Here is a 22,132-nt window from a genome sequence, read left to right on the forward strand (position 1 = left end):
AATCTATAAAAATATACCGAACTTAAGCTCCAGCTCCGGCAGTTTGTTGCTCTTTGATGGCAACAACAACTAACTTACAAAACGTTTCAATGGTAAATAACAAGGGTATTTCATTGACTTTCATATTTGGCTTGAATTGATCCGCTGGAACTTCGCTTAAATAGTCTTGCAACGCTTTCAAACCTTGCTCAGTAATAACGCCGCCTTTTTCAAACTCATCTTCCGCCAAATCACCCCGTGCATTTTTTTCCAATTGGCCCCGAGGGATTTTTATTTTGAATTCTTTTTCTAATTGGAAAACCAAATCAAGAAAATCAATAGATTCAGCGCCTAGATCTGCTATCAATCGACTATTAAGAGATACGTCTTCAGCATCAATTACTAACACATCAGCAACAATTTCCCTAACCTTAGGATAAACGTCTGCTACATTCATATTTTGTTCCTCAGAGATCAGCTAATTTAAAAAGCCGGGAATTATACCATATATTTTTTTAAAGACACAAAATTAAAGTGATAAGGTATTAACCAACCTGACTATACCCTGCATCAACAAATAAAGTATGAGCATTAATCATAGCCGCTTCCGGTAAGCATAAAAGATAAATTGCATTGGCAACATCTTGGGTTGTCAATGGTCTATCGGCCAAAGAGTGCGCTTGATACTCATCAAGTAACTCTTCTCTGTTAGGAAAATGCTTTAAGGCGTCGGTATCAACTACTCCAGCGGAAACAGTATTCACAGTGATCCCATCAACCGCTAACTCAAGACTCAAAGAGCGAACTAATGCTTCAAGAGCCGCTTTAGAAGCACCTATAAAGGCATAATTAGGAATCGCGCGTGATGCGCCAAGACTGGACAAAGCAATAATTCGACTCCCTTTTGGCATTAATGAACGAGCTTCTGTGGCTAAATGATTTAATGCCAAAGCATTTGTTTCCAAACACCAACGCCAATGCTTAGTTGACATTTTAAGTGCCGGTTTTAAAACACCACTGGCCGCATTACTAATTAAGAAATCAAGTCGATTAAAGTGTTCGCGGAATTGAGTCAACATTTCCTTTACGGACTGATGGTCAGCCACATTGGCTTGCAGAGCAATTGCCCTGCGTCCAACAGCCTGGATTTCTTTAACTAAAGCTTGGGCTTCATCAGAGCTGTTGTAATAAACTATAGCAATATCACATCCTGCCTGCGCTAACTTTAATGCAGTTGCCTTACCGATACCCCGTGCACCGCCAGTAATCAATCCAACTTTATCTGCAAAAACCAAACTCATGGAATATTCCTCATCAACTTCATCTATAAAAGCAACTGTTTGCTAAAACAATGGTATCTCTTTAAGAATCCATCCCCTGTTGCGTGTACCCTGGTCAAAAAACAGAATCCAGGAATTCTCCTACCCAATCCAGATTCCCTTTTTCTTGCCTAAGTAGTGATTTCAAATACCAAGCGCTCGTATCCTAACATCCTTGGACGAACAGTTACAAAAAAATACATTTTCATTTTTATTTATCGATAAAGCAATCATTAGATCATTAAATTTTTAAATATCTTGTTTCTAGAGTGCTAACTTTGTACTATCGGCACCACGATTAAGATAAACATATATTAATGAATGAAACATTCTTGGTTTAAAACTGTGTTTCCTATAGCTGCAATTTTTTCTTTTCGCATGCTCGGCTTGTTTTTGCTTATTCCTGTATTTAGCATCTATGCAGAAAATTTGCGAAATGCCACTCCAGCATTGGTAGGTTTTGCGCTTGGAATTTATGGGCTGGCTCAAGGCATCCTCCAAATGCCTTTTGGAATGCTTTCCGATAAAATAGGTAGAAAACCCATGATTACTTTGGGATTGCTTCTTTTTGCCAGTGGAAGCTTACTGGGTGCTCTAACCGATTCTATTTATGGAATGATCTTTGCCAGAGCATTACAAGGAACCGGTGCTATTGGAAGTGTTTTAATCGCCTTACTTGCCGATCTTACGCCTGATGAACAGCGAACCAAGGCCATGGCAGTCATCGGCATGACCATCGGTACATCGTTTAGTTTGGCTATGGTCGTGAGTCCTGCCATTACCCATTATTTTGGTCTATCGGGTATTTTTTATCTCACTACCTTATTAGCGATTGCCGGGATCGTTTTACTTAATTTGGTTATTCCTAAACCTGTAAGTGAACGTTTTCATATTGATAGCGAAACAAATCCCGCTTTATTGAAACAAGTTGTATCCAACATCCAACTACAGCGTCTTAATATAGGTATTTTCTGTCAGCATTTTATTCTCACAGCAACCTTTTTTGCTATTCCCTATATCTTAAGAAAACAAGTGGAGCACGGCCATTTATCCCAACAGTGGCATTTTTACCTGCCACTCATGCTCATATCATTTATACTGATGATCCCGTTTATTGTGCTTGCGGAAAAGAAAAAGCGCATGAAAAGCGTTTTTCTTTCTTCAGTCCTTACAATAACTGCTGCACAACTGTTATTGGCCTATACGTTTCAAAATTGGTTTAGTTTGTGTATTCTCATGCTAATTTACTTCATTGCTTTTAATATCCTCGAGGCAGCATTACCCTCTTTGGTATCGAAACAGGCAAATCCCAATAGTAAAGGGACAGCAATGGGTATTTATTCAACCAGTCAATTTTTAGGGCTTTTTATTGGCGGAGCATTATCTGGTGTACTGTATCAGTGGCATAGTAGCGAGGGAATATTTATTACTAATGCCATTCTGGGAACCTTATGGTTAATTGCTTCTGTTTCAATGAAATCAAACGATGCTATCTCCACACTTATTTTGCACTATCCTTGGTCCGAAAAGAAAGAGAATATAATTACTCAACTACTCAACATTAAGGGAGTAGTTGAGGTGGCACTTGCAGAAAAAGAGCAAGTTATATATTTGCGTGTTAACAGAGAAAACTACCCAGAGGGTAGTGCAGAAAAAATTCTATCCCCTTTCTCTCATTAAAAAGGGCGGTTTTTATCGTCGTGTTGAAACGTCAAATGTTCTTATGGACAAAACTTCAACACTTCAGATCATTTTTATTTTTTGACTCGTTTCTAAACTTTCAGATTGTTCTGGACTAACGGCAAATTTATTTAAATAAAGGTTGAAAAGTTCTTCACTAATATTCAATTCCAGTATAATACTCTTGCCCGTAAATTTTAACCCACTCACCTGATAGCTTTTTATATCGCGGGGCAAAAGAAATAATAACTCATCAATAAGTTTATTTTGATTCTTTGACAAGATTTTATCAGATTGTATTATTCTAACTAGTTTTTCCGCAAATTCTTGCAAAATAGGGTGTGAATATTCAGGATAATTTATTTTTTCTGGCTTGCGTGGATGCTCAAAGAATCGTGCGGAGGCTGAAGAGGAGGAAACACTTGTAAAAGGTTGTTCGTTTAGCCCGTGTCTAAATGTTTTTGCCTTGCCTGCAAGACAGGTCAAGCTAAGATCAAACAAATCATTGGTCATATGGAATGTTTTCAAAGCACCCTTAGCGCCCCCTAACACGCTCCGTGCTGCTCCTGGTACACTAAGACTCACCTCTGAATAATACTCAATTTCTAGTTGTTGCAGGGATACGTCTAAATGTTTACGAAATTGCTCAGCCATACTTCGAGACTTATTCTCTAGTCGGTATTCATCGCAAAAGAATAACTTAATAATATTCTTATCACTAAAATTGGGTATCACTAAATCCTCTGTAAAATGCGCTGCAACATCCTCAATACTCAGCTCTTGATAAGTATCATCATCAATTGATTGGTTACAGACTGTGTATTTACTCGTATTCATTCCATGACTCAGGATATAAATGTGGCATTGTCCCTTTTGCAAGGCTTGTTTAAGGCTTAATTGAGTATCAACTTTGCCGCTACCGTGATAAATAATAAATGGTTCTTCACCTTTTCTTTTTGATCGCTCACACCAAACATTGGCTTTTTTTTGTAAATCAAACAAAGCATCCTCAAGGGAAAAAGGAATATACAATATCTTCATTAATCAGTCACTCAGCACATATTTTTGTCACATTGTAACCAATAATTATTAACAAAGTATTAAATTCTCTGTATTGAGGGCGATTTTCTGGAATTATCTGCTGCTAAGATGTCTCATACAATCTTGTCCATTATTTCTGCTGCAAAAAAGAGAGGCTAAATTCGGATAGTAGGGAATTAATTTGGATGGGTCATGGGCTTATTGCTGCTGACTGATTCTTCATCACGGATATGGGAAAAAATACTCAGTTTTCTCTGAGCCTGTTTTTGGTCACAAAACCTTATAATTACTTCAGATTTTTCTCTCTCATTCAACAAATTATATTTAACTAAATAATCCAATAATTGGATAATATCCTTAACAGTTATTTTCCCTTTATCCTTTCTTTCGAAATGGTAGTGACCTTCATCACTATAAGTCGCATTAATTCCTTCGTGGTACTTCAGTTTATTAGTTTCTTCCGTACCATGATCCACTACATAAGTAAAAATACAATGTTCATCTTTATCAAGCGCCAGTGCCATCTCCATTAAATTGAGTAAATCATTAAATCCATTGTAATAAAGGGTTATATTATTTTTTTTAAAAACAAGATATTTTATACTCTCAAAAAGTTCGATAACTATATTCGTCATTATTACCTCTACATTTCCATTTCAATAATTTCGGATTATCTAATTTGAGTTATCTTTATTAATAACTCAAATTAGAGTACGGGTTTATTATTGACGTATCAGACGCAAGTTTTTATTTATAAATGAAGTCTTTTCTGTAGAACGATATGGATTAATATCCAAACCTCCCCGTCTGGTGTAGCGGCCATATACAGTCAGCTTTTCTGGTTTGCAATAATTCAGAATATCGATAAAAATTCGTTCAATGCATTGTTCATGAAATTCATTATGATTTCGATATGAAACAAGATATTTTAATAAACCTTCTCGATCAATTTTTCTTCCTTTGTAATCAATTTGTACACTTCCCCAATCTGGCTGATTCGTGACAAGACAATTTGATTTCAATAAATTGGAGTATAAGGTCTCTTCCACAAGTTCATTGCTTGTAGCAAGAAATGAAGGTTCTACAAGATATACAGAACACTCTACATCAAGATGATCCAGTGACTCTCCAATTAAAGACTGATGTACCGCAAACTGCTCGGCTTTCTCTAATAGATGAATTTTCACCCCAACTTCTGCACCAACACGTTCTTGCAAATCTTTTTTAATCGTATTTTCCAAATCAACAACATTTTGAATTCGTGTATTGTTGAATGAATTAAAATAAAGTTTTAATGATTTTGATTCGATTAAGTTAGGCGAGCTGCAGTCATAAAATAATTCAGCAATTGCGACCATAGGTTTGCCTTTCGCATTAAGCCAGGAAACTTCATAGTGATTCCAGCAATCAAAGCCATAAAAAGGTAATTGATTGGGATCAACTCCGATTTCCTGCCGTTTACCAGATCGCGGAATAGGGTATAACCGATCTGGATTATAGGTATCATCATATGCAGATTTTTTACCTAATTCGGATTGTTCAGCTTCAGTTTGATATTTCTGCAGAACTTGTTCATTCATTGTATTTAGCTCCAATATCTCGATAATTTTTGCAGTACTTTTCCAATTCACCGGTTGCTTCATTTCCATTTGACTCGCAATGTAAGCAAGTAAAGAAGCCGCTTCATTAATTCGCGTTGCTTTCTCAGTCAGTTCTCGTGCTTGTATCCCCATGGATGACATCACATCAAAATTTGGACCTTCTATAATCTTTTTGATGGTCGATAAGGAAAAACCCAAAAACTTTAATGTGGTAATCTGTTGTAATCGTATTAAATCCAATTCAGAATAAAGACGATAGCCACTCTCAGAACGTTTTGTTGGTTTTAATAAACCAATTTCATCATAATATTGTAATGACCTAATTGTTAATGAGGTCATTTGGCTAATCTCTTTAATTTGATAATATTTCATTCAACTTTCTCCTGAAAGCTGATTCTAAACTATCACGTAACGTGAGAGTCAATAGGTGGAATGAAAAAAACGTATACAGGGATTATATATTATGTCTAAAATTGAGGTTAGTTGGCTAAAATACATTACTGAAATTCAAGCAATTGCTCAAAATGGACTATGTTTTGCAAATAATGAATTTGACAAAGAACGCTACCTAAGACTCCGGAATATTGCTTCTGAGTTTATTGCCAGCTATTCAGATACTCCACTTGGAGAGATAAAGCAGATCTTTGCGTTAGAAAAAGGGTATGCAACACCTAAAGTCGATGTACGTGCTTTTATTTTAAAAAATAAGCAAATCTTATTGGTCAAAGAACGCTCGGATGACCTCTGGACTTTACCTGGTGGCTGGGCGGAAACAAATGAATCCGCATCAGAATCAGTAATCAGAGAAGCTAAAGAAGAAACAGGGTTTGATGTTTCTGTAATCAGGCTCCTTGCCTTATGGGATAAACAAAAACATGATCACCCACTACAATGGCCACATACTTATAAATGTTTTTTTCATTGCGACATTTTGTCAGGAACAGCAAAAGAAAATCTAGAAATTTCCGAAATTGATTTTTTTGACATAAACCGCCTCCCCCCGCTTTCAACGCATCGAGTAACCCAAAAACAAATTACGCGTCTGTACGAACTTGTTTCCACTTCGAATAAAACCCTTTTTGATTAACCTGCTTGACTCTAACCTTACGTCATACAATAACCTTGGCCACAAGGAGGAAAAACGATGAAACAATGGTATGCAAAAGAGTTTAGCTTACTGACAGAAGTGTCAGTAAGAACGCTACATCATTATGACAAAATTGGTTTACTTAAACCCAGTTTACGTCAAAGCAATCGTTATCGTTTGTACTCTGAAAAGGACTTGTTAAAGCTACAACAGATTATTGCGCTGAAATTTTTTGGTTTTGAATTAGCACAAATCAAACAATTACTTGCCCACAATACCGGGGTGTTAGAACACTTCAGCTTACAAGCAAAGTTTTTGCAAGAAAAAGCAGAAACACTCATGCAAGCGAGTTGTATTTTAAAGCAAGTGACTGAACACTGTAGCCGAGAGCAGTCTATTCCTTGGGAACAAATAATACAATTGATAGAGGTTTATCGTATGACACAACAACTTAAGAACTCTTGGATTAAAGAAGTATTCAATCCCAAAGAGTTAGAACAATATGCACAATTCGAAGCAAATTTGAAAACTCGATTTAACGAGAATGAGAAGAAACAGTTTGAAGATGCATGGTTTAGTTTAGTTAATGAAATTAACAATAATTTGCATCTTGATCCACAATCACCGGTTGCCATTTCCCTGGCAAAACAATGCATGGAATTAATCAATAATTTATATGGTAAGGAACATGCAAATTTACGAACCAGTAAATGGGAAAAAGGTTTTAAGAAAGGGAAAGGTCTTGAAGATCACGGATTAACATCCAAAATTGTAGACTGGCTGGATCGCGCCATAGATGCATATTGGTTTAAATGTATCCACGAAGTGCTCTCACAAGTGAATAAAACTGACTGTACTAAATCAGTAGCCGCTTGGAATGAACTCATGGAGAACATCTGCGGGGATTCAAGTGAATTAAGAACAGCTGTTTATAACAAGATAATGGACGATGAAGAAATAAGTAGGGGAGCAAAATATTGGCTTAGAAAAATTTCCAAAATATAAGTTATTAACAAGCATGCTAGTACAAGTATGCTTGTTACCTTTTCTAGGGATTTCTATAGCAACACATCCGTGCAAGGGATATATAAATTAGGTATACTCTACTCCTAACTTTCGCATACAGGAGATAAAGAAATGGCACGTGGTATAAATAAAGTCATCCTAATTGGTAATGTGGGTGTTGATCCTGACGTACGTTATTTACCAAATGGAAATGCTGTAACTACCCTCTCAATTGCCACCAGCGAGGCATGGAAAGATAAAGTGTCCGGTGAAAAGCAAGAACGAACTGAATGGCACCGTGTGGTATGTTTTAACCGCTTAGGAGAGATAGCCGGCGAATATGTGCGTAAAGGATCCAAACTCTACATTGAAGGTAGTTTAAGAACCCGAAAATGGCAGGATCAGCAAGGTCAAGATAGATACACTACCGAGATTGTAGCGAATGACATTCAAATGCTAGATAGTAAAGGTACCGCCTCATCAAGTTTCGATGAGATACCGCAAGCTCAATTCGCACCCAGCAATCAAAATTCCGGAAGACAACAATCTCCTCAGGTTCCCCAAGATGCTTTTGATCAGTTGGATGACGATGTTCCGTTCTAAGTATTTATATAGATATTAAACTTAAATGTATCCTGGGTGCAGCGAAACGAAACCCAGGAAACCTGTTATTCGCAGGCTCAGTTCTCTACATGCCTAAATTACGTGTTAATTCGTTATATGAGATACTCGTTTCTAGAGTAGTTCAAGATAACTCATCATCTACATAACTAATGCAATGAGATAATTATGGAAAAGGTGAATTTAGCTAAAAAATTTCAATTGTTCAATGAGTACTGGTCACCACGCATTGTGGGTGAATTAAATGGTCAATATGTCAAGCTTGCTAAATTTAAAGGCGAATTTATATGGCATAGTCATCCAACAGAAGATGAGCTATTTTTAGTAGTGAAGGGAACACTTCAACTCGAACTTAGAGATAAAGTGATTACTTTAGAAGAAGGTGAGTTTTATATTGTACCCAAAGGTGTAGAACATAAACCAATAGCCAATGAAGAAGTACATGTCATTTTACTAGAACCAAAATCTACTGAGCAAACCGGCGGTCTTGAGAGTGATTTACTGGTGGATATACAACCATGGATATAAATTTTAGGAGGGACTATAAAATTTAGAACAACGATGGGTGGTGGGACATAAAAGTTATAACTATTGGCAATTAGAAACTTCACTAGGTTAAAATTTGAATATTCATATAATAAAAAACCCGCATAGGGCGGGTTTTAAAATCATAATAACAATCTTTTATTCTTCAGTCTCTTCGCTAACAGCAGGTCTGTCTAATAGTTCAACTATAGCCATAGGCGCATTATCACCATCTCTGAATCCACATTTGATGATACGTACATAACCACCGGGACGCTCAACAAAACGTGGACCTAAATCTTTAAATAATTTACCAACTGCTGATTTAGATCTTAGAATATCAAACGCGTGACGACGGGTAGCTACTGAATCAACCTTTGACACAGTAATTAAAGGTTCAATGTAACGTCGCAGGTCCTTAGCTTTAGGCAAAGTTGTTTTTATTAACTCATGCTCAATCAAAGAACAACACATGTTTGCAAACATAGCCTTTCTGTGGCTACTTGTACGGCCAAAACTTCGGCCAGAATTACGGTGACGCATAACCAAAACTCCTAAACATTATTCGCCAAGATTTGCTGGCGGCCAATTCTCAAGTTTCATACCGAGCGATAATGAACGTGAAGCTAAAACATCCTTAATTTCAGTTAAAGATTTCTTACCCAAATTAGGTGTTTTTAAGAGCTCATTTTCAGTTCTTTGTACTAAATCGCCGATATAATGAATATTTTCTGCTTTCAAACAATTTGCAGATCGAACTGTTAACTCTAAATCGTCGACGGAACGTAATAGAATAGGATCAAAATCATTGCGTTCTTTATTATCAGATCGAGATTCTTCAAATTTCATATCAACAAAGGCATGAAGTTGTCTTTGAAGAATACTAGCAGAAATTCTTATTGATTCTTCAGCATCAATAGTTCCGTTAGTTTCTAATTCGATAGTTAACTTATCTAGATCAGTACGATTTTCTACACGAGCACTATCAACATAATAAGCCACTTTTTTAACTGGAGAGAAGCTATTATCAATTTTAAGCTTCCCAACAGATTTTCTTTCTACTTCATCATCGAAATGTCTAATGAATGAATCAGTACTGTGGAAACCAATTCCTCGCTCAACCTTCAATGTCATATTTAATTTGCCTTTTTCATTCAAATTAGCAATGACGAGCTCTGGATTAACAATCTCTACTCCATGAGTGAGTTGAATATCTCCAGCTGTAACCTGACAAGGACCTTGCTTATTCAATGTTACAATAGCTTCTTCACCGACTGTCATTTTTATCGCAACTAATTTCAGGTTTAACAAGATGTCGACGACATCTTCCTGCACACCTTCAATTGTGCTGTATTCATGGAGAACACCTTCAATCGAAGCTTCAGTAATTGCACTGCCAGGCATTGATGATAGTAAAATACGTCTCAAAGCATTGCCGAGAGTATGACCAAAGCCACGCTCCAAAGGCTCTAAAACTATTCTAGCTTTATAGGGCGATTCTGCCTGGACCTTAAGAACATTAGGTGTCAACATTTCATTGATTTCAGTATACATTCAGCTATTTCTCCGAGCTTACTTAGAGTAAAGTTCTACAACTAAGTTTACGTTGTAGTCTGAAGATAAGTCAGTTAACGTTGGTGCTGTAGAGAATGTTCCTTTAAAAGAAGAAGTATCTACAGTAATCCAATCACATGGAGCTCTTTGTTCAGACAAAGTTAAAGCTGCTTGGATGCGACCTTGACTTCTTGCTCTTTGTCGAACCGATACAACATCACCAGGTTTTACTAAAAACGATGGGACGTTAACTATTTTATCATTAACAAGTATTGATTTATGCGTAACCAATTGACGTGCTTCAGCACGAGTAGACGCAAAACCCATACGATACACAACATTATCCAAACGTCTTTCGAGTAAGGACATTAAGTTTTCACCTGTTGCGCCTTTCATTCGAGCAGCCATTTTGTAATAGCCACGGAATTGCTTTTCAAGAACACCATATAATCTTCTAATCTTTTGTTTCTCTCTGAGCTGAATTCCATAACCATTCAGACGTGGTTTTTTATCGCCGTGTTGTCCAGGTAATTTTTCTGATTTACATTTGGACTTGTGATCACGGACACCACTTTTAAGTAATAAATCACAACCTTCACGACGTGATAGCTTACATTTTGGACCAAGATATCTAGCCATTAATTACTCCTGAGTCTTATACACGACGTTTTTTAGGTGGCTTACACCCGTTATGAGGTATACCCGTAACATCGGTAATTTCAACAATTTTAAAATCCTGTGATATTAATTCACGAATAGTGGACTCTCTTCCAGGGCCAGGACCATGAACAAATACAGCCACGGATTTCATACCGTATTCTTTTGCAACAGCAGCAGCACGCTCAGTAGCAACTTGTGCAGCATAAGGTGTACTCTTTCTTGAGCCTCTGAATCCTGAACCACCAGATGTTGCCCAACACAGCGCATTACCTTGCCTGTCAGTAAAGGTCACTATAGTATTGTTAAAAGAAGCATGTACGTGAACGATACCATCAGATACGACACGTTTTGCCTTCTTGCGTACTTTTTGTTGTTTTGACTTAGTTATTGCCATCTTACTTTCCTACATGAAAAATCAACCGGTAGTGCCCTTTCTGCGGCCTTTTCGAGTACGAGCATTAGTTTTCGTACGCTGGCCCCGCAATGGCAACCCTCTTCTGTGTCTTAGACCACGATAACATCCTAGATCCATAAGACGTTTAATGTTCATTGTCACAACACGACGCAAATCACCTTCCACTGTTATTTTTGCAATTTCTGTTCGCAAAGACTCAAGCTGAGCATCAGTTAGTTCTGATACCTTTTTAGAAGGTTCAATACCAACAGTCGAACATAATTTCAAGGATGTAGGTTTACCAATACCATATATAGCTGTTAAAGCAATCACAACATGTTTGTGATCAGGTATGTTTACTCCTGCAATACGAGCCATTAACTTCTCCGAACGTTATTTGTTCTGTCGAAAGGGACAGAAGAATACTATTTTTATAAAATTAAATCAAGCAGATATTAACCTTGCTTTTGTTTGTGTCTGGCATCTTTACAAATAACTCGTATAGTGCCACTTCTTTTAATAATCTTGCAATTGCGACAAATTCGCTTTACAGATGCTCTTACTTTCATTCCTAACTCCGATAAAAATCATAAAAGACCAGGTAATTTAGTACCTTTAAAATTAGCCTTTTTCATTAAAGAATCATATTGCTGAGTCATTAAATGAGCTTGTACCTGAGCTACAAAATCCATAATAACAACTACGATAATCAGCAAAGACGTTCCTCCGAAATAAAAAGGGACATGCCATGTATACATCAAGATCTGAGGCAAAAGACATACTAATACTAAATAAATTGCTCCGACTAAAGTCAAACGGGTCATTACACCATCAATATATTTAGTTGTTTGCTCTCCTGGTCTAATTCCAGGAATATATGCACCAGATTTTTTTAAATTATCAGCAGTATCTTTGGGATTAAATACCAGCGCGGCATAAAAGAACGCAAAGAATATAATTGCTACTGCATACACAATTAAATATAAAGGTTGTCCAGGAGACAAAGCCATTCCCACATCAGCAAGCCAACCTAAACCTTTAGTATGAGAAAAAAACTGCGCTAAGGTTGCTGGTAGCAATATGATACTGGATGCAAAAATTGGAGGTATTACCCCAGACATATTGATCTTTAAAGGCAAATGACTGGTTTGTGCAGCATATACCTTTCTACCTTGAGTCCTTTGCGCATAATTAACTCTGATACGTCTCTGCGCACGCTCCATAAACACTACAAATCCTGTCACCACTACAACTACTACTGCTATAATGATCAAAGTTAATGCTTGCATTTGTCCTTCTTTAACTTGTTGAAGAACTGAAGCAATAGCCGTAGGCATACTCGATACAATACCCGAAAAGATAATTAGTGAAATACCATTACCAACACCTTTTTCGGTAATTTGTTCGCCTAACCACATTAAGAACATAGTACCTGTAACCAATGTAGCAACTGCGGTAAAGTAGAATGAAAAGTCTGCTTGAAGTGCAATTTGTTGTCCAGCTAACCAACGTGCCATCCCTAAAGATTGAAACACAGAAAGCACCAAAGTTAGATATCGAGTATATTGGTTTATTTTTCTTCGTCCTGATTCACCTTCCTTTTTAAGTTGTTCCAATTTGGGAGAAACAACGGTAAAAAGCTGGAGAATAATGGATGCGGAGATGTATGGCATTATACCAATAGCAAAAACCGTAACACGCGATAAAGCTCCACCAGAAAACATATTGAATAAGCCAAAAATTGTATTCTGTTGCTCGTTAAAAAAATTGGCTAATCGTGCAGGATCCAAGCCTGGAACAGGAATATGGGCTCCCAAACGATAGACTAGAATAGCAAGAACAACAAACAATAATCTTGATTTTAGTTCAGCCAATCCTCCACGTGATTGGCTTGCATTATGTTTTTGGTTTTTCATAGTCACTCTTCTATGCTGCCGCCTAAACCTTCAATGGCCAAACGAGCTCCTTTAGTGACCCTTAAACCTTTAAGTTTGATGGCTGTAGTTAATTCACCTGATAAAATAACTTTTACATCTTTGATAGAACTATTAATGAGGCCAGCTTCACGTAATACATTTAAATCAATTACATCAGCAGATAATTTTGCAAGTTCACTGAGACAAACTTGATCTACAGTTCTACCAACTCGTGATTTAAAGCCCATTTTTGGTAGTCTTCTTTGAATTGGCATTTGACCGCCTTCAAAGTTGATTTTATGGAAACCACCAGCTCTTGCTTTCTGACCTTTATGTCCTTTACCACTAGTTTTTCCTAACCCGGATCCTATACCACGTCCTAAGCGTCTTTTGGGACGTTTTGAACCAGGATCGGGTGATAGTGAATTTAAATTCATTATACACTCTCCTCAACCAGCAATAGGTAGTCAACTTTATTAATAAGGCCACGGATAGCTGGGGTATCATTATGTGATACACTCGAATTAGTTTTACCAAGACCTAATTGTTTTACGATAGAAATATGCTTTGGTTTTCTGCCTATAATGCTCTTAACCAAAGTTATTTTAATTTTCTTTTCCATAATTAGCCCGCCATAACTTCTTCAACAGTTTTACCACGCTTGGCCGCAACATAATCTGGGGTACCGATATTAGTTAAAGCTGCGATCGTTGCTCTTACAATATTGCTTGGATTGGTAGAACCAATACTCTTAGCTAATATATTTTGTACGCCTAGAACTTCCAATACAGCTCTCATTGCACCGCCAGCAATAATTCCAGTACCTTCACTTGCAGGCTTCATAAATACTTTAGAAGCACCGTAGTTCCAAGTAATTTCGTGGAAAATAGTTGATCCAGAAAGTGGAATATAAACCATGTTTTTCTTTGCTTGCTCCATTGCTTTCTGAATAGCAATTGGAACTTCTCTGGCCTTACCTCTACCGAAGCCAACTTTACCCTTGCCGTCACCAACAACAACAAGTACTGCAAAACCAAAAACACGGCCTCCCTTAACAACTTTAGCTGTACGATTAACCGATACTAGCTTTTCTTGGTAGCCATCTGATTTAGGTGATGATTCATCGAATGCCATAATCGTTCCTTAAAAATCCAATCCAGCTTCGCGAGCACCTTCTGCAAGGGCTTTCACTCTGCCATGATATTTATAACCAGCACGATCAAATGCAACTTGAGTAACGCCTCGCTCGCTCGCACGCTTACCAAGCATTTTACCAACTAGAGTAGCTTGTTCTACTTTACATTTACCGGTCAGACTGGCACGTAATTCTTTATCGTTAGTTGAGCATGAAGCGATTACTTTATCACCCAACTTATCTGCTTGAAGGATTTGTGAGTAAATATGCAAACCACTTCTAAAAACGACAAGTCTTGCTCTGCCTGATTTACGAATCAGTGCTTTTGCTTTTAATCCACGTCGATTACGTGAGTTGTTTTTATTCATAACTTAAACCTTATTTCTTTTTCGCTTCTTTACGAGCAATATACTCGCCAGCAAGTTTAACACCCTTACCCTTATAAGGCTCTGGTGGTCTAAATGCTCTTATCTCAGAAGCTACTTGGCCCAAAATTTGTTTATCCACACCTTTTAGCAATATTACTGTATTGCTTGGAGTTTCAACTAAAACACCTTTAGGCAAATGGTATTCAATAGGATGAGAGAAACCTAATGATAACGTAATTGATTTATCTTTAGACTGAGCTCTATAACCTACACCGACCAGTTCCAAGGTAACAACAAAACCTTCAGTTACACCCTTAACCATATTATTGACTAATGCTCTCGCCGTTCCAGCCTGAGCCCAAGCTTTAGGATCAGTTGCAGCTGGAGCAAATTCAATATGATTAGATTCTTTATTTTTAGTTACTTTAACTAACCGATTAATTTTTTGGGTTAGTGTTCCTTTAGGCCCTTTAACAGTAACCTCACCATCACCTATTGATATCTCAACATTTGCTGGTTGAACTACTGGGGCTTTTGCTACTCTAGACATATTATTCCTCGCAAGTATTAAGCCACTTCACAAATGACTTCACCACCAACGCCTTTCATCTTTGCAGATATATGGGTCATTATACCTTGTGATGTAGACAATATAGCCACACCAAAACCAGGAATAGAAGTCAAATCTTTATAAGACTTATATACTCGCAATCCAGGTCTGCTAATTCTCTTAATGAGCTCGATAACAGGTCTGCCATGATAATATTTCAGCTTTATCGTCATCAATTTAAGATTATTATCTAGTGATTCAACCAAGAAGTTTTCGATATAACCTTCTTCCTTTAAAACTCGAGCAATTTCTTCTTTCAACTTAGAAGAAGTTAAAGTTATTTGCTGATGTTTTGCTTGTTGACCATTTCTAATTCGGGTCAGCATATCAGCAACTGGATCATGCATACTCACAATCGTTCTCCAATTAAAAAATTACCAGCTAGATTTTCTTCCGCCTGGTATATTACCAACCATTAGTTGTTGTCTTAAGCAAATTCTGCAAAGAGCAAATTTACGATAAACACCATGTGGGCGACCACATTGCTGACATCGTGTTTTAAAACGAACAGGATTTGAATTAACAGGCATTTTGGCTAACTTTAACTGACTATCCATAATTACCTGAAAATCATCAGATGATTTAATCAATATTTTTAATTCGTTTCTACGCTTACTGTATTTATCTACAAGCTTGCTACGCTTTAACTCTCTCATAAGCATTGATTTTTTAGCCACAATTTCACCCTTATTTTTTATCTCTATCTTTCAATGGAAGGTTAAAGGCTTCTAATAAAGCTTTAGCTTCTTCATTTGTCTTAGCACTCGTTGTAATACAAATATCTAAACCACGAATACCATCTGTTTTATCGTAATCAATTTCTGGGAATACGATTTGCTCATGTATACCCATACTATAATTACCAGTTCCATCAAAAGATTTAGGATTTAAACCACGAAAATCTCTTACGCGCGGTAAAGTTACGGAAATCAATCGGTCTAAAAACTCATACATACGTTGACGTCTTAGAGTTACTTTACAGCCTATTGGCCATCCTTCCCTAATCTTAAAACCAGCAATAGATTTTCTTGCTTTAGTAACAACCGGCTTTTGTCCAGCGATTAAAGTCATGTCTTCAACAGCGTGGTTCATTACCTTTTTATCACCAACAGCTTCGCCAACACCCATGTTTAAGGTGATTTTTAGCAACTTTGGAACTTCCATAACGCTGGAATAGTTGAACCGTTTCATCATCATAGGGATGATTTCTTTTCTATAAAATTCATTAAGTCTTGCCATTTGAATCACCTAATTAAACACGGTCAATTATTTCATTGTCAGATTTAAAATATCTAACTTTTTTGCTCTCACCGTTACTCTCGATGAATTTAAATCCTACTTTATCTGCTTTATTAGTATTGGGATTATAATGAGCAACGTTTGAAATGTGAACTGGTGCTTCAAGAGTAACAATTCCACCCTTATTTTCTGGCTTCTGGGGATTTGGCTTGACATGTTTCTTGATCAAGTTTCCACCTTCAACTACAACGCCATTTTCAGTCACACGTAGGACTTTACCTCTAAGACCTTTACTTTTTCCGGCAATTATAACTACATCATCGCCTTTTTGAATACGTTTCATATCTAAATCCTTCTCACAAAACTTCTGCAGCCAGAGATATTATTTTCATAAATCTCTCTCGTAGCTCGCGAGTAACAGGGCCAAATATACGAGTACCTATTGGCTCGTTTTGATTGTTTAATAGTACTGCAGCGTTACCATCGAAACGAATCAGAGATCCGTCGTCTCTACGAACGCCTTGCGCGGTCCTAACAACAACCGCTTTCATTACAGCACCTTTTTTCACTTTACTTCTTGGTATTGCATCTTTAATACTAACTTTGATTACATCACCTACACGTGCATATCTACGGTGCGACCCGCCAAGCACTTTAATACACATAACCTTACGTGCTCCGCTGTTGTCAGCCACTTCGAGCACTGTCTGCATTTGGATCATTTTCTACTCCAGCTCTGATTTCGACCAGAAAAAGGTTGCTGATTATATCAGGCCTTTTAGGGTTTTAAAAGTAAATCAACAGGGTTGATTAAGAAATTACTTCGACTAATACCCAGCTTTTTGTTTTAGAGAGTGGTCTTGACTCACGGATCTTCACTATATTACCAATTTTACATACTTGATTTTCATCATGAGCATGTAATTTAGCTCTACGTTTCAAAATTTTTCCATACTTTGGATGCTTAACAGAACGTTCAATCATCACAACTATGGTTTTATCCATTTTGTCGCTAACTACTTTTCCAACCATTGTTCTGGCATTTGATTCACTATTAGACATGTCACTTACCTGCCTTTTCAGTCAACATTGTTTTTACTCTTGCCACTGACTTACGCACCATGGTGATGAGATGTGTTTTATCTAGTGAGCCACTTGCTTTTTTCATTCGCAAATTGAGTTGTTCTTTACGCAATGAAAGCAGTTCATTTTGCAGTTCTTCTACTGATAAACCGCGTAATTCATCTATCTTTTTCATTACATCACCTTCCTTTCTTCAAATATAACTTTGAAAGGAAGTTTTGCTTTGGCCAGATCAAAAGCTTCCATCGCAAGCTCTCTGGATACACCTTCCATTTCAAATAAAACCTTACCAGGCTGTATTTGAGCAACCCAATATTCGACACTACCTTTACCTTTACCCTGTCTTACTTCAAGTGGCTTTTGAGTAATGGGCTTGTCTGGGAATACTCTAATCCAGATTTTACCACCACGCTTAATGTGACGTGTCATTGCTCTACGAGCAGCCTCTATTTGTCGTGCAGTTAAACGACCACGCTCAAGAGCTTTTAAACCAAATTCACCAAAGCTGATGTTGCTACCGCGCAAGGCTAAACCTCTGTTACGGCCTTTCATCTGTTTTCGGTATTTTGTACGTTTAGGTTGTAACATGATTCTTAATCCTCACTCACTGGGCAACGTCAGAAGATCTTTTCTTTTGAGGGAGAATTTCACCCTTGAAGATCCAGACTTTTACACCAATAATACCGTAGGTAGTTTTAGACTCCGCTGTGCCGTAATCAATGTCTGCTCTGAAAGTATGTAAAGGAACACGTCCTTCTCTATACCATTCGCTGCGCGCAATTTCTGCACCACCTAGTCTGCCACTAACGCAAATTTTAATTCCTTTCGCCCCTGCTTTAAGAGCAGAAGTTACCGCACGCTTCATAGCACGTCTAAACATAACACGCTGTTCTAATTGTTGTGCAATTCCTTCAGCAACCAAAGTTGAATCGAGCTCAGGTTTTTTAATTTCTTCAATATTAAGATGAACAGGAACACCTAATCTATTAGAAATTTCAGAACGTAATGTTTCAATACCACCACCTTTTTTACCGATGATCACACCAGGTCGTGCAGTCAGTATTGTAACTACAGCATTATTAGCAGGCCGCTCAATCAAAATTTTGCTTACAGCAGCTGCCATAAGTTTCTTTTTAAGCTCGGTACGTAATTTAATATCTTGAATTAAAAATTCAGCGTATTTTTTACCTGCGAACCATTTAGAGTTCCAGTCTTTAATAATACCAAGGCGTATACCTATAGGGTTAACTTTTTGTCCCATTGCTATTCCTCGTCAGACACTTTAATCGTGATATGGCAGGTACGTTTGCAAATTCGATTTGCCCGTCCTTTAGCTCTGGGACTAATACGTTTTAAAGTCATCGCTTCATCAACGCAGACCATACCTACTTTTAAATCATCAATATCTGCCCCATTATTATTTTCAGCGTTTGCAATGGCTGACTCTAATAATTTAAGCATTAATTGAGCACCTTTTTTTGGTGTAAACTTGAGGACATCAAGTGCACCTGATACTTTCATATTACGTATCATATCTGCTACCAATCTGCCCTTTTGAGCGGATAAGGGAGCACCTTTTAACTTTGCTGTAACTTCCATCATATCCTCTTATTTACCTTTAGCCTTTCTGTCACCAGAATGGCCTTTAAAAGTTCGAGTCATGGCAAACTCACCTAATTTATGACCAACCATATTATCAGTAATATATACAGGAATATGATCTTTGCCGTTATGAACAGCAATTGTTAAGTCAATCATTTCAGGAACGATTGTTGATCGTCTAGACCATGTTTTAATTGGTTTCTTAGATTTTGATTCAATTGCAGTCTCAACTTTGGCAATCAAATGATGGTCAACAAAAGGACCTTTTCTTATAGAACGAGCCACTTGATATCCTCTCAATAATTATTTCTTTTTACGTCTTCTGACAATAAAACTATCAGTACGCTTATTACTTCTGGTTTTGTAACCTTTAGTAGGCATTCCCCATGGTGACACAGGATGACGTCCACCAGAAGTACGGCCTTCACCACCACCATGTGGATGGTCGACTGGGTTCATAGCTACCCCACGAACTGTTGGGCGAATACCTCTCCAGCGTTTAGCTCCAGCTTTACCTAATGCGCGTAAACTATGCTCACTATTACTTACTTCACCAATTACCGCTCTGCAAAGAACATGTATTTTACGCATTTCGCCTGAGCGAAGTCTTAATGTTGCATATATACCTTCTTTAGCAACAATTTGTCCGCTTGCTCCAGCACTTCTTAAAACCTGCGCACCTTTTCCTGGTTTCATTTCAACACAATGGATGGTGGTACCAACAGGAATATTTTTTAGTGGAAGGCAATTACCTGTACTAATAGGTGAATCAGCTCCACTTACAACAGTATCACCCGCTTTTAAATTAGCTGGGGCAATAATATATCTTCTTTCGCCATCTTTATAAACAATTAAAGCTATCAAAGCGGTGCGATTTGGATCGTATTCAATACGCTCAACACGTGCTTCAATACCATCTTTATTACGTTTGAAGTCAATAATACGATATTGATTACGCTGACCACCACCGATATGTCTTACAGTGATTCTACCTTGGTTATTACGTCCACCAGTTTTCTTTAGTTTTTCAACTAAAGCAGAGTGTGGTTTTCCTTTATGAATATGGTGATGAACCACGCGTAGCTCGCCACGTTTTCCTGGCGAAGTAGGTTTAGATTTTAATAGTGCCATCTTAATCTGCCTTATTCGGTAGCTGTAAAGTCAATATCTTGATCAGCATGAAGAGTTACAAATGCCTTTTTCCAATCACTACGCTTGCCGCTTGTTTGTTTAAAACGCTTTGTTTTTCCCTTCACATTGATAACAGATACATTTTTAACTTTAACGTTAAATATATTCTCTACCGCCATTTTAATTTCATTTTTAGTTGCAGTTTTCAATACTTTGAAAGTGAACTGTTTCAGCTTATCAGCTATGACAGTAGCTTTTTCAGAAGTATGTGGTTCACGTAGAACCATCAACAATCTTTCAGCGTTCATTGTAACTGTTCCTCAATTTTTTTAATTGCAGCTTCTGTAACAACAACTTTCTCAAATTTGAGTAAAGAAACAGGATCTATAGTTGTAACGTCGCAGATGTCAAAATCAATTAAGTTTCTTGAACCAAAATATTCATTTTCACCAACTTCACTCATTACGATCAGTGCATTGTTGATGTTTAGCTGGCTCATTTTATTAACAAAATCTTTGGTTTTTTTGCTTTCACATTGGAAATCACTTACTACAATAAGGTTACCAGTGCGGCAAAGTTCGGAGATTATACTACGTAATGCACGTTTGTACATTTTTTTATTAATTTTTTGTGAATAATCTCTTTTTTTAGAAGCAAAGGTTACCCCACCGCTTCTCCAGAGAGGGCTTCGAATAGTACCAGCACGAGCACGTCCAGTACCTTTTTGATTCCATGGCTTTTTACCGCCGCCTCTAACTTCAGATCGTGTTTTTTGAGCACTATTACCACTACGTGCGTTATTCATATAGGTTATAACGGCTTGGTGAATTAAGCCTTCATTATAACCATACGCAAATACTTCTTGGTTCAGTTCTAATTTTGAATTTGTATCTATAGTAGTAATTTCCATCACTCACCTCGAACTTGCTTTTTAACTGCAGGCTTAATCTCAACTTGTGAGCCAGGAGCACCAGGTATAGCACCTTTAATAAGAAGTAAATTTCTTTCAGCATCTACGCGCACTAATTCAAGGCTTTGAACAGTACAACGAACATTACCCATGTGACCAGCCATTTTCTTACCTTTAAATACACGTCCTGGAGTTTGGTTTTGACCAATAGAGCCAGGTACACGATGCGATCTGGAGTTACCATGAGTAGCATCTTGTGTTCTAAAATTATATCTTTTAACCGTACCAGCGAAACCTTTACCTTTGGTAGTACCAGCAACATCAACAAATTGGCCAGCAGTAAATACATCAGCTACTGATATCACCTGACCAGTTTTGAATGCTTCTTCTGAGTCAATTAAAAACTCAATACGCATGTCACCTGCTTCAATTTCAGCTTTTGCAAAGTGGCCAGTTAATGGTTTGTTTACTTTGCTTGCTTTTTTAGTACCACCAGTTAATTGAACAGCAGAGTAACCATCAGTTTCTTTGGTTTTAACTTGTGAGACTCTATTAGGGTGAACTTCAACAACAGAAACTGGAACAGAAACTCCATCTGCCATGAAGACCCGCGTCATACCGATTTTACGGCCTAATAAACCGATCATCATTCTAACACCTCTTTAATATCCT

Annotated in this window: 37 protein-coding genes and 1 pseudogene; 5 read left to right on the forward strand and 33 right to left on the reverse strand. The window is 37.4% G+C overall.

Annotation, left to right across the window (positions count from 1 at the left end; translation table 11 throughout):
* Positions 1 to 22: 22 nt before the first annotated feature.
* Both HBNCFIEN_RS13750 and fabL read right to left on the reverse strand, forming a co-directional pair.
* Positions 23 to 436 (reverse strand): acyl carrier protein, encoded by a 414-nt coding sequence (locus HBNCFIEN_RS13750; protein WP_182391638.1) that lies wholly within the window; start codon positions 434 to 436, stop codon positions 23 to 25.
* An 88-nt stretch (positions 437 to 524) separates the two neighbouring features.
* Positions 525 to 1,280, reverse strand: coding sequence for an enoyl-[acyl-carrier-protein] reductase FabL (gene fabL / locus HBNCFIEN_RS13755; protein ID WP_182391639.1), 756 nt, complete (start codon positions 1,278 to 1,280; stop codon positions 525 to 527).
* A 339-nt stretch (positions 1,281 to 1,619) separates the two neighbouring features.
* Between fabL and HBNCFIEN_RS13760 the strand changes: the two genes are divergently transcribed.
* The gene (locus HBNCFIEN_RS13760) at positions 1,620 to 2,978 is read left to right on the forward strand and encodes an MFS transporter (RefSeq protein WP_182391640.1); all 1,359 of its coding nucleotides are present in this window, start codon (positions 1,620 to 1,622) and stop codon (positions 2,976 to 2,978) included.
* A gap of 63 nt (positions 2,979 to 3,041) precedes the next feature.
* Here the strand turns inward: HBNCFIEN_RS13760 and HBNCFIEN_RS13765 are convergent, their stop codons facing one another.
* The 4 genes and pseudogenes from HBNCFIEN_RS13765 to HBNCFIEN_RS17885 form a co-directional block, all read right to left on the reverse strand.
* Positions 3,042 to 4,019, reverse strand: coding sequence for a hypothetical protein (locus HBNCFIEN_RS13765; protein WP_182391641.1), 978 nt, complete (start codon positions 4,017 to 4,019; stop codon positions 3,042 to 3,044).
* Positions 4,020 to 4,195: 176 nt separating this feature from the next.
* Entirely contained in the window at positions 4,196 to 4,654 is a 459-nt protein-coding gene (locus tag HBNCFIEN_RS13770) for a hypothetical protein (RefSeq protein ID WP_182391642.1), read from the reverse strand.
* Positions 4,655 to 4,741: 87 nt separating this feature from the next.
* Positions 4,742 to 5,599 carry an NADPH-dependent 7-cyano-7-deazaguanine reductase QueF gene (queF, locus tag HBNCFIEN_RS13775; RefSeq protein ID WP_370530126.1) on the reverse strand — a complete coding sequence of 286 codons (858 nt, stop codon included), beginning with the start codon at positions 5,597 to 5,599 and terminating at the stop codon, positions 4,742 to 4,744.
* Between the two features lie 240 nt (positions 5,600 to 5,839).
* Positions 5,840 to 5,992: pseudogene (locus HBNCFIEN_RS17885) on the reverse strand (MerR family DNA-binding transcriptional regulator); the annotation flags it as partial.
* 91 nt (positions 5,993 to 6,083) lie between these two features.
* On the opposite strand from HBNCFIEN_RS17885, the gene HBNCFIEN_RS13780 reads away from it, so the two are divergent.
* From HBNCFIEN_RS13780 to HBNCFIEN_RS13795, 4 genes are all read left to right on the forward strand, one after another.
* Positions 6,084 to 6,707: an NUDIX hydrolase gene (locus HBNCFIEN_RS13780; RefSeq protein WP_182391644.1), complete on the forward strand. Its 624-nt coding sequence runs from the start codon at positions 6,084 to 6,086 to the stop codon at positions 6,705 to 6,707.
* 57 nt (positions 6,708 to 6,764) lie between these two features.
* Positions 6,765 to 7,712 carry a MerR family transcriptional regulator gene (locus HBNCFIEN_RS13785; protein ID WP_182391645.1) on the forward strand — a complete coding sequence of 316 codons (948 nt, stop codon included), beginning with the start codon at positions 6,765 to 6,767 and terminating at the stop codon, positions 7,710 to 7,712.
* Between the two features lie 132 nt (positions 7,713 to 7,844).
* The gene (gene ssb, locus HBNCFIEN_RS13790) at positions 7,845 to 8,315 is read left to right on the forward strand and encodes a single-stranded DNA-binding protein (protein ID WP_182391646.1); all 471 of its coding nucleotides are present in this window, start codon (positions 7,845 to 7,847) and stop codon (positions 8,313 to 8,315) included.
* A gap of 186 nt (positions 8,316 to 8,501) precedes the next feature.
* Complete coding sequence (locus HBNCFIEN_RS13795) at positions 8,502 to 8,861, forward strand: cupin domain-containing protein (RefSeq protein WP_182391647.1); 360 nt, start codon at positions 8,502 to 8,504, stop codon at positions 8,859 to 8,861.
* 156 nt (positions 8,862 to 9,017) lie between these two features.
* Here HBNCFIEN_RS13795 and rplQ read toward each other — a convergent pair whose 3' ends face one another.
* The 27 genes from rplQ to rplC all read right to left on the reverse strand — a co-directional run bounded on the left by rplQ (position 9,018) and on the right by rplC (position 22,107).
* Positions 9,018 to 9,401, reverse strand: a complete 384-nt coding sequence (gene rplQ, locus HBNCFIEN_RS13800) for a 50S ribosomal protein L17 (RefSeq protein WP_182391648.1) — start codon at positions 9,399 to 9,401, stop codon at positions 9,018 to 9,020.
* Positions 9,402 to 9,419: 18 nt separating this feature from the next.
* On the reverse strand, positions 9,420 to 10,412 hold the full coding sequence (gene rpoA, locus HBNCFIEN_RS13805) for a DNA-directed RNA polymerase subunit alpha (protein ID WP_182391649.1): 993 nt from the start codon (positions 10,410 to 10,412) through the stop codon (positions 9,420 to 9,422).
* An 18-nt stretch (positions 10,413 to 10,430) separates the two neighbouring features.
* Positions 10,431 to 11,051, reverse strand: a complete 621-nt coding sequence (gene rpsD, locus HBNCFIEN_RS13810; protein ID WP_182391650.1) for a 30S ribosomal protein S4 — start codon at positions 11,049 to 11,051, stop codon at positions 10,431 to 10,433.
* A 16-nt stretch (positions 11,052 to 11,067) separates the two neighbouring features.
* Positions 11,068 to 11,466, reverse strand: coding sequence for a 30S ribosomal protein S11 (rpsK, locus tag HBNCFIEN_RS13815; protein ID WP_003633055.1), 399 nt, complete (start codon positions 11,464 to 11,466; stop codon positions 11,068 to 11,070).
* A 21-nt stretch (positions 11,467 to 11,487) separates the two neighbouring features.
* Entirely contained in the window at positions 11,488 to 11,844 is a 357-nt protein-coding gene (rpsM, locus tag HBNCFIEN_RS13820) for a 30S ribosomal protein S13 (RefSeq protein WP_182391651.1), read from the reverse strand.
* A 77-nt stretch (positions 11,845 to 11,921) separates the two neighbouring features.
* Complete coding sequence (gene rpmJ, locus HBNCFIEN_RS13825; RefSeq protein ID WP_010946099.1) at positions 11,922 to 12,035, reverse strand: 50S ribosomal protein L36; 114 nt, start codon at positions 12,033 to 12,035, stop codon at positions 11,922 to 11,924.
* An 18-nt stretch (positions 12,036 to 12,053) separates the two neighbouring features.
* Complete coding sequence (secY, locus tag HBNCFIEN_RS13830) at positions 12,054 to 13,382, reverse strand: preprotein translocase subunit SecY (protein WP_182391652.1); 1,329 nt, start codon at positions 13,380 to 13,382, stop codon at positions 12,054 to 12,056.
* Between the two features lie 2 nt (positions 13,383 to 13,384).
* The gene (rplO, locus tag HBNCFIEN_RS13835; RefSeq protein WP_182391653.1) at positions 13,385 to 13,819 is read right to left on the reverse strand and encodes a 50S ribosomal protein L15; all 435 of its coding nucleotides are present in this window, start codon (positions 13,817 to 13,819) and stop codon (positions 13,385 to 13,387) included.
* The gene (rpmD, locus tag HBNCFIEN_RS13840; RefSeq protein WP_019233377.1) at positions 13,819 to 14,004 is read right to left on the reverse strand and encodes a 50S ribosomal protein L30; all 186 of its coding nucleotides are present in this window, start codon (positions 14,002 to 14,004) and stop codon (positions 13,819 to 13,821) included. Before rpmD ends, rplO begins: the two co-directional genes overlap by 1 nt.
* 2 nt (positions 14,005 to 14,006) lie before the next feature.
* Positions 14,007 to 14,516: a 30S ribosomal protein S5 gene (gene rpsE / locus HBNCFIEN_RS13845; protein ID WP_010654817.1), complete on the reverse strand. Its 510-nt coding sequence runs from the start codon at positions 14,514 to 14,516 to the stop codon at positions 14,007 to 14,009.
* A gap of 9 nt (positions 14,517 to 14,525) precedes the next feature.
* A complete protein-coding gene (gene rplR / locus HBNCFIEN_RS13850; RefSeq protein WP_182391654.1) occupies positions 14,526 to 14,885 on the reverse strand; it encodes a 50S ribosomal protein L18 in 360 nt (119 codons plus the stop codon).
* 10 nt (positions 14,886 to 14,895) lie between these two features.
* A complete protein-coding gene (gene rplF, locus HBNCFIEN_RS13855) occupies positions 14,896 to 15,435 on the reverse strand; it encodes a 50S ribosomal protein L6 (protein ID WP_182391655.1) in 540 nt (179 codons plus the stop codon).
* Between the two features lie 17 nt (positions 15,436 to 15,452).
* The gene (gene rpsH, locus HBNCFIEN_RS13860; RefSeq protein WP_182391656.1) at positions 15,453 to 15,848 is read right to left on the reverse strand and encodes a 30S ribosomal protein S8; all 396 of its coding nucleotides are present in this window, start codon (positions 15,846 to 15,848) and stop codon (positions 15,453 to 15,455) included.
* A gap of 21 nt (positions 15,849 to 15,869) precedes the next feature.
* The gene (rpsN, locus tag HBNCFIEN_RS13865) at positions 15,870 to 16,172 is read right to left on the reverse strand and encodes a 30S ribosomal protein S14 (protein WP_182391657.1); all 303 of its coding nucleotides are present in this window, start codon (positions 16,170 to 16,172) and stop codon (positions 15,870 to 15,872) included.
* A gap of 10 nt (positions 16,173 to 16,182) precedes the next feature.
* On the reverse strand, positions 16,183 to 16,734 hold the full coding sequence (gene rplE, locus HBNCFIEN_RS13870; RefSeq protein WP_182391658.1) for a 50S ribosomal protein L5: 552 nt from the start codon (positions 16,732 to 16,734) through the stop codon (positions 16,183 to 16,185).
* Between the two features lie 13 nt (positions 16,735 to 16,747).
* On the reverse strand, positions 16,748 to 17,077 hold the full coding sequence (rplX, locus tag HBNCFIEN_RS13875; RefSeq protein ID WP_182391659.1) for a 50S ribosomal protein L24: 330 nt from the start codon (positions 17,075 to 17,077) through the stop codon (positions 16,748 to 16,750).
* Between the two features lie 13 nt (positions 17,078 to 17,090).
* Positions 17,091 to 17,456: a 50S ribosomal protein L14 gene (gene rplN, locus HBNCFIEN_RS13880; RefSeq protein WP_006872243.1), complete on the reverse strand. Its 366-nt coding sequence runs from the start codon at positions 17,454 to 17,456 to the stop codon at positions 17,091 to 17,093.
* 88 nt (positions 17,457 to 17,544) lie between these two features.
* Positions 17,545 to 17,796 (reverse strand): 30S ribosomal protein S17, encoded by a 252-nt coding sequence (gene rpsQ / locus HBNCFIEN_RS13885; RefSeq protein WP_182391660.1) that lies wholly within the window; start codon positions 17,794 to 17,796, stop codon positions 17,545 to 17,547.
* A gap of 1 nt (position 17,797) precedes the next feature.
* Positions 17,798 to 17,992 (reverse strand): 50S ribosomal protein L29, encoded by a 195-nt coding sequence (gene rpmC, locus HBNCFIEN_RS13890; RefSeq protein WP_019233368.1) that lies wholly within the window; start codon positions 17,990 to 17,992, stop codon positions 17,798 to 17,800.
* Positions 17,992 to 18,405: a 50S ribosomal protein L16 gene (rplP, locus tag HBNCFIEN_RS13895; RefSeq protein WP_003633085.1), complete on the reverse strand. Its 414-nt coding sequence runs from the start codon at positions 18,403 to 18,405 to the stop codon at positions 17,992 to 17,994. Before rplP ends, rpmC begins: the two co-directional genes overlap by 1 nt.
* Positions 18,406 to 18,421: 16 nt before the next feature.
* Positions 18,422 to 19,078, reverse strand: a complete 657-nt coding sequence (gene rpsC, locus HBNCFIEN_RS13900) for a 30S ribosomal protein S3 (protein ID WP_182391661.1) — start codon at positions 19,076 to 19,078, stop codon at positions 18,422 to 18,424.
* A 2-nt stretch (positions 19,079 to 19,080) separates the two neighbouring features.
* Positions 19,081 to 19,416 carry a 50S ribosomal protein L22 gene (gene rplV, locus HBNCFIEN_RS13905; protein WP_003633087.1) on the reverse strand — a complete coding sequence of 112 codons (336 nt, stop codon included), beginning with the start codon at positions 19,414 to 19,416 and terminating at the stop codon, positions 19,081 to 19,083.
* Positions 19,417 to 19,425: 9 nt separating this feature from the next.
* A complete protein-coding gene (gene rpsS / locus HBNCFIEN_RS13910) occupies positions 19,426 to 19,704 on the reverse strand; it encodes a 30S ribosomal protein S19 (RefSeq protein ID WP_182391662.1) in 279 nt (92 codons plus the stop codon).
* 18 nt (positions 19,705 to 19,722) lie between these two features.
* Positions 19,723 to 20,550 (reverse strand): 50S ribosomal protein L2, encoded by an 828-nt coding sequence (gene rplB / locus HBNCFIEN_RS13915; RefSeq protein ID WP_182391663.1) that lies wholly within the window; start codon positions 20,548 to 20,550, stop codon positions 19,723 to 19,725.
* An 11-nt stretch (positions 20,551 to 20,561) separates the two neighbouring features.
* Positions 20,562 to 20,858, reverse strand: coding sequence for a 50S ribosomal protein L23 (rplW, locus tag HBNCFIEN_RS13920; RefSeq protein WP_019233364.1), 297 nt, complete (start codon positions 20,856 to 20,858; stop codon positions 20,562 to 20,564).
* Positions 20,855 to 21,460 (reverse strand): 50S ribosomal protein L4, encoded by a 606-nt coding sequence (gene rplD, locus HBNCFIEN_RS13925; RefSeq protein WP_182391664.1) that lies wholly within the window; start codon positions 21,458 to 21,460, stop codon positions 20,855 to 20,857. The genes rplW and rplD overlap by 4 nt, the downstream gene beginning before the upstream one ends.
* Complete coding sequence (gene rplC / locus HBNCFIEN_RS13930) at positions 21,460 to 22,107, reverse strand: 50S ribosomal protein L3 (protein ID WP_255464422.1); 648 nt, start codon at positions 22,105 to 22,107, stop codon at positions 21,460 to 21,462. Before rplC ends, rplD begins: the two co-directional genes overlap by 1 nt.
* Between the last annotated feature and the right edge of the window lie 25 nt (positions 22,108 to 22,132).

It is taken from the genome of Legionella sp. PC997, from assembly GCF_014109825.1.
Taxonomy (GTDB): Bacteria; Pseudomonadota; Gammaproteobacteria; order Legionellales; family Legionellaceae; genus Legionella.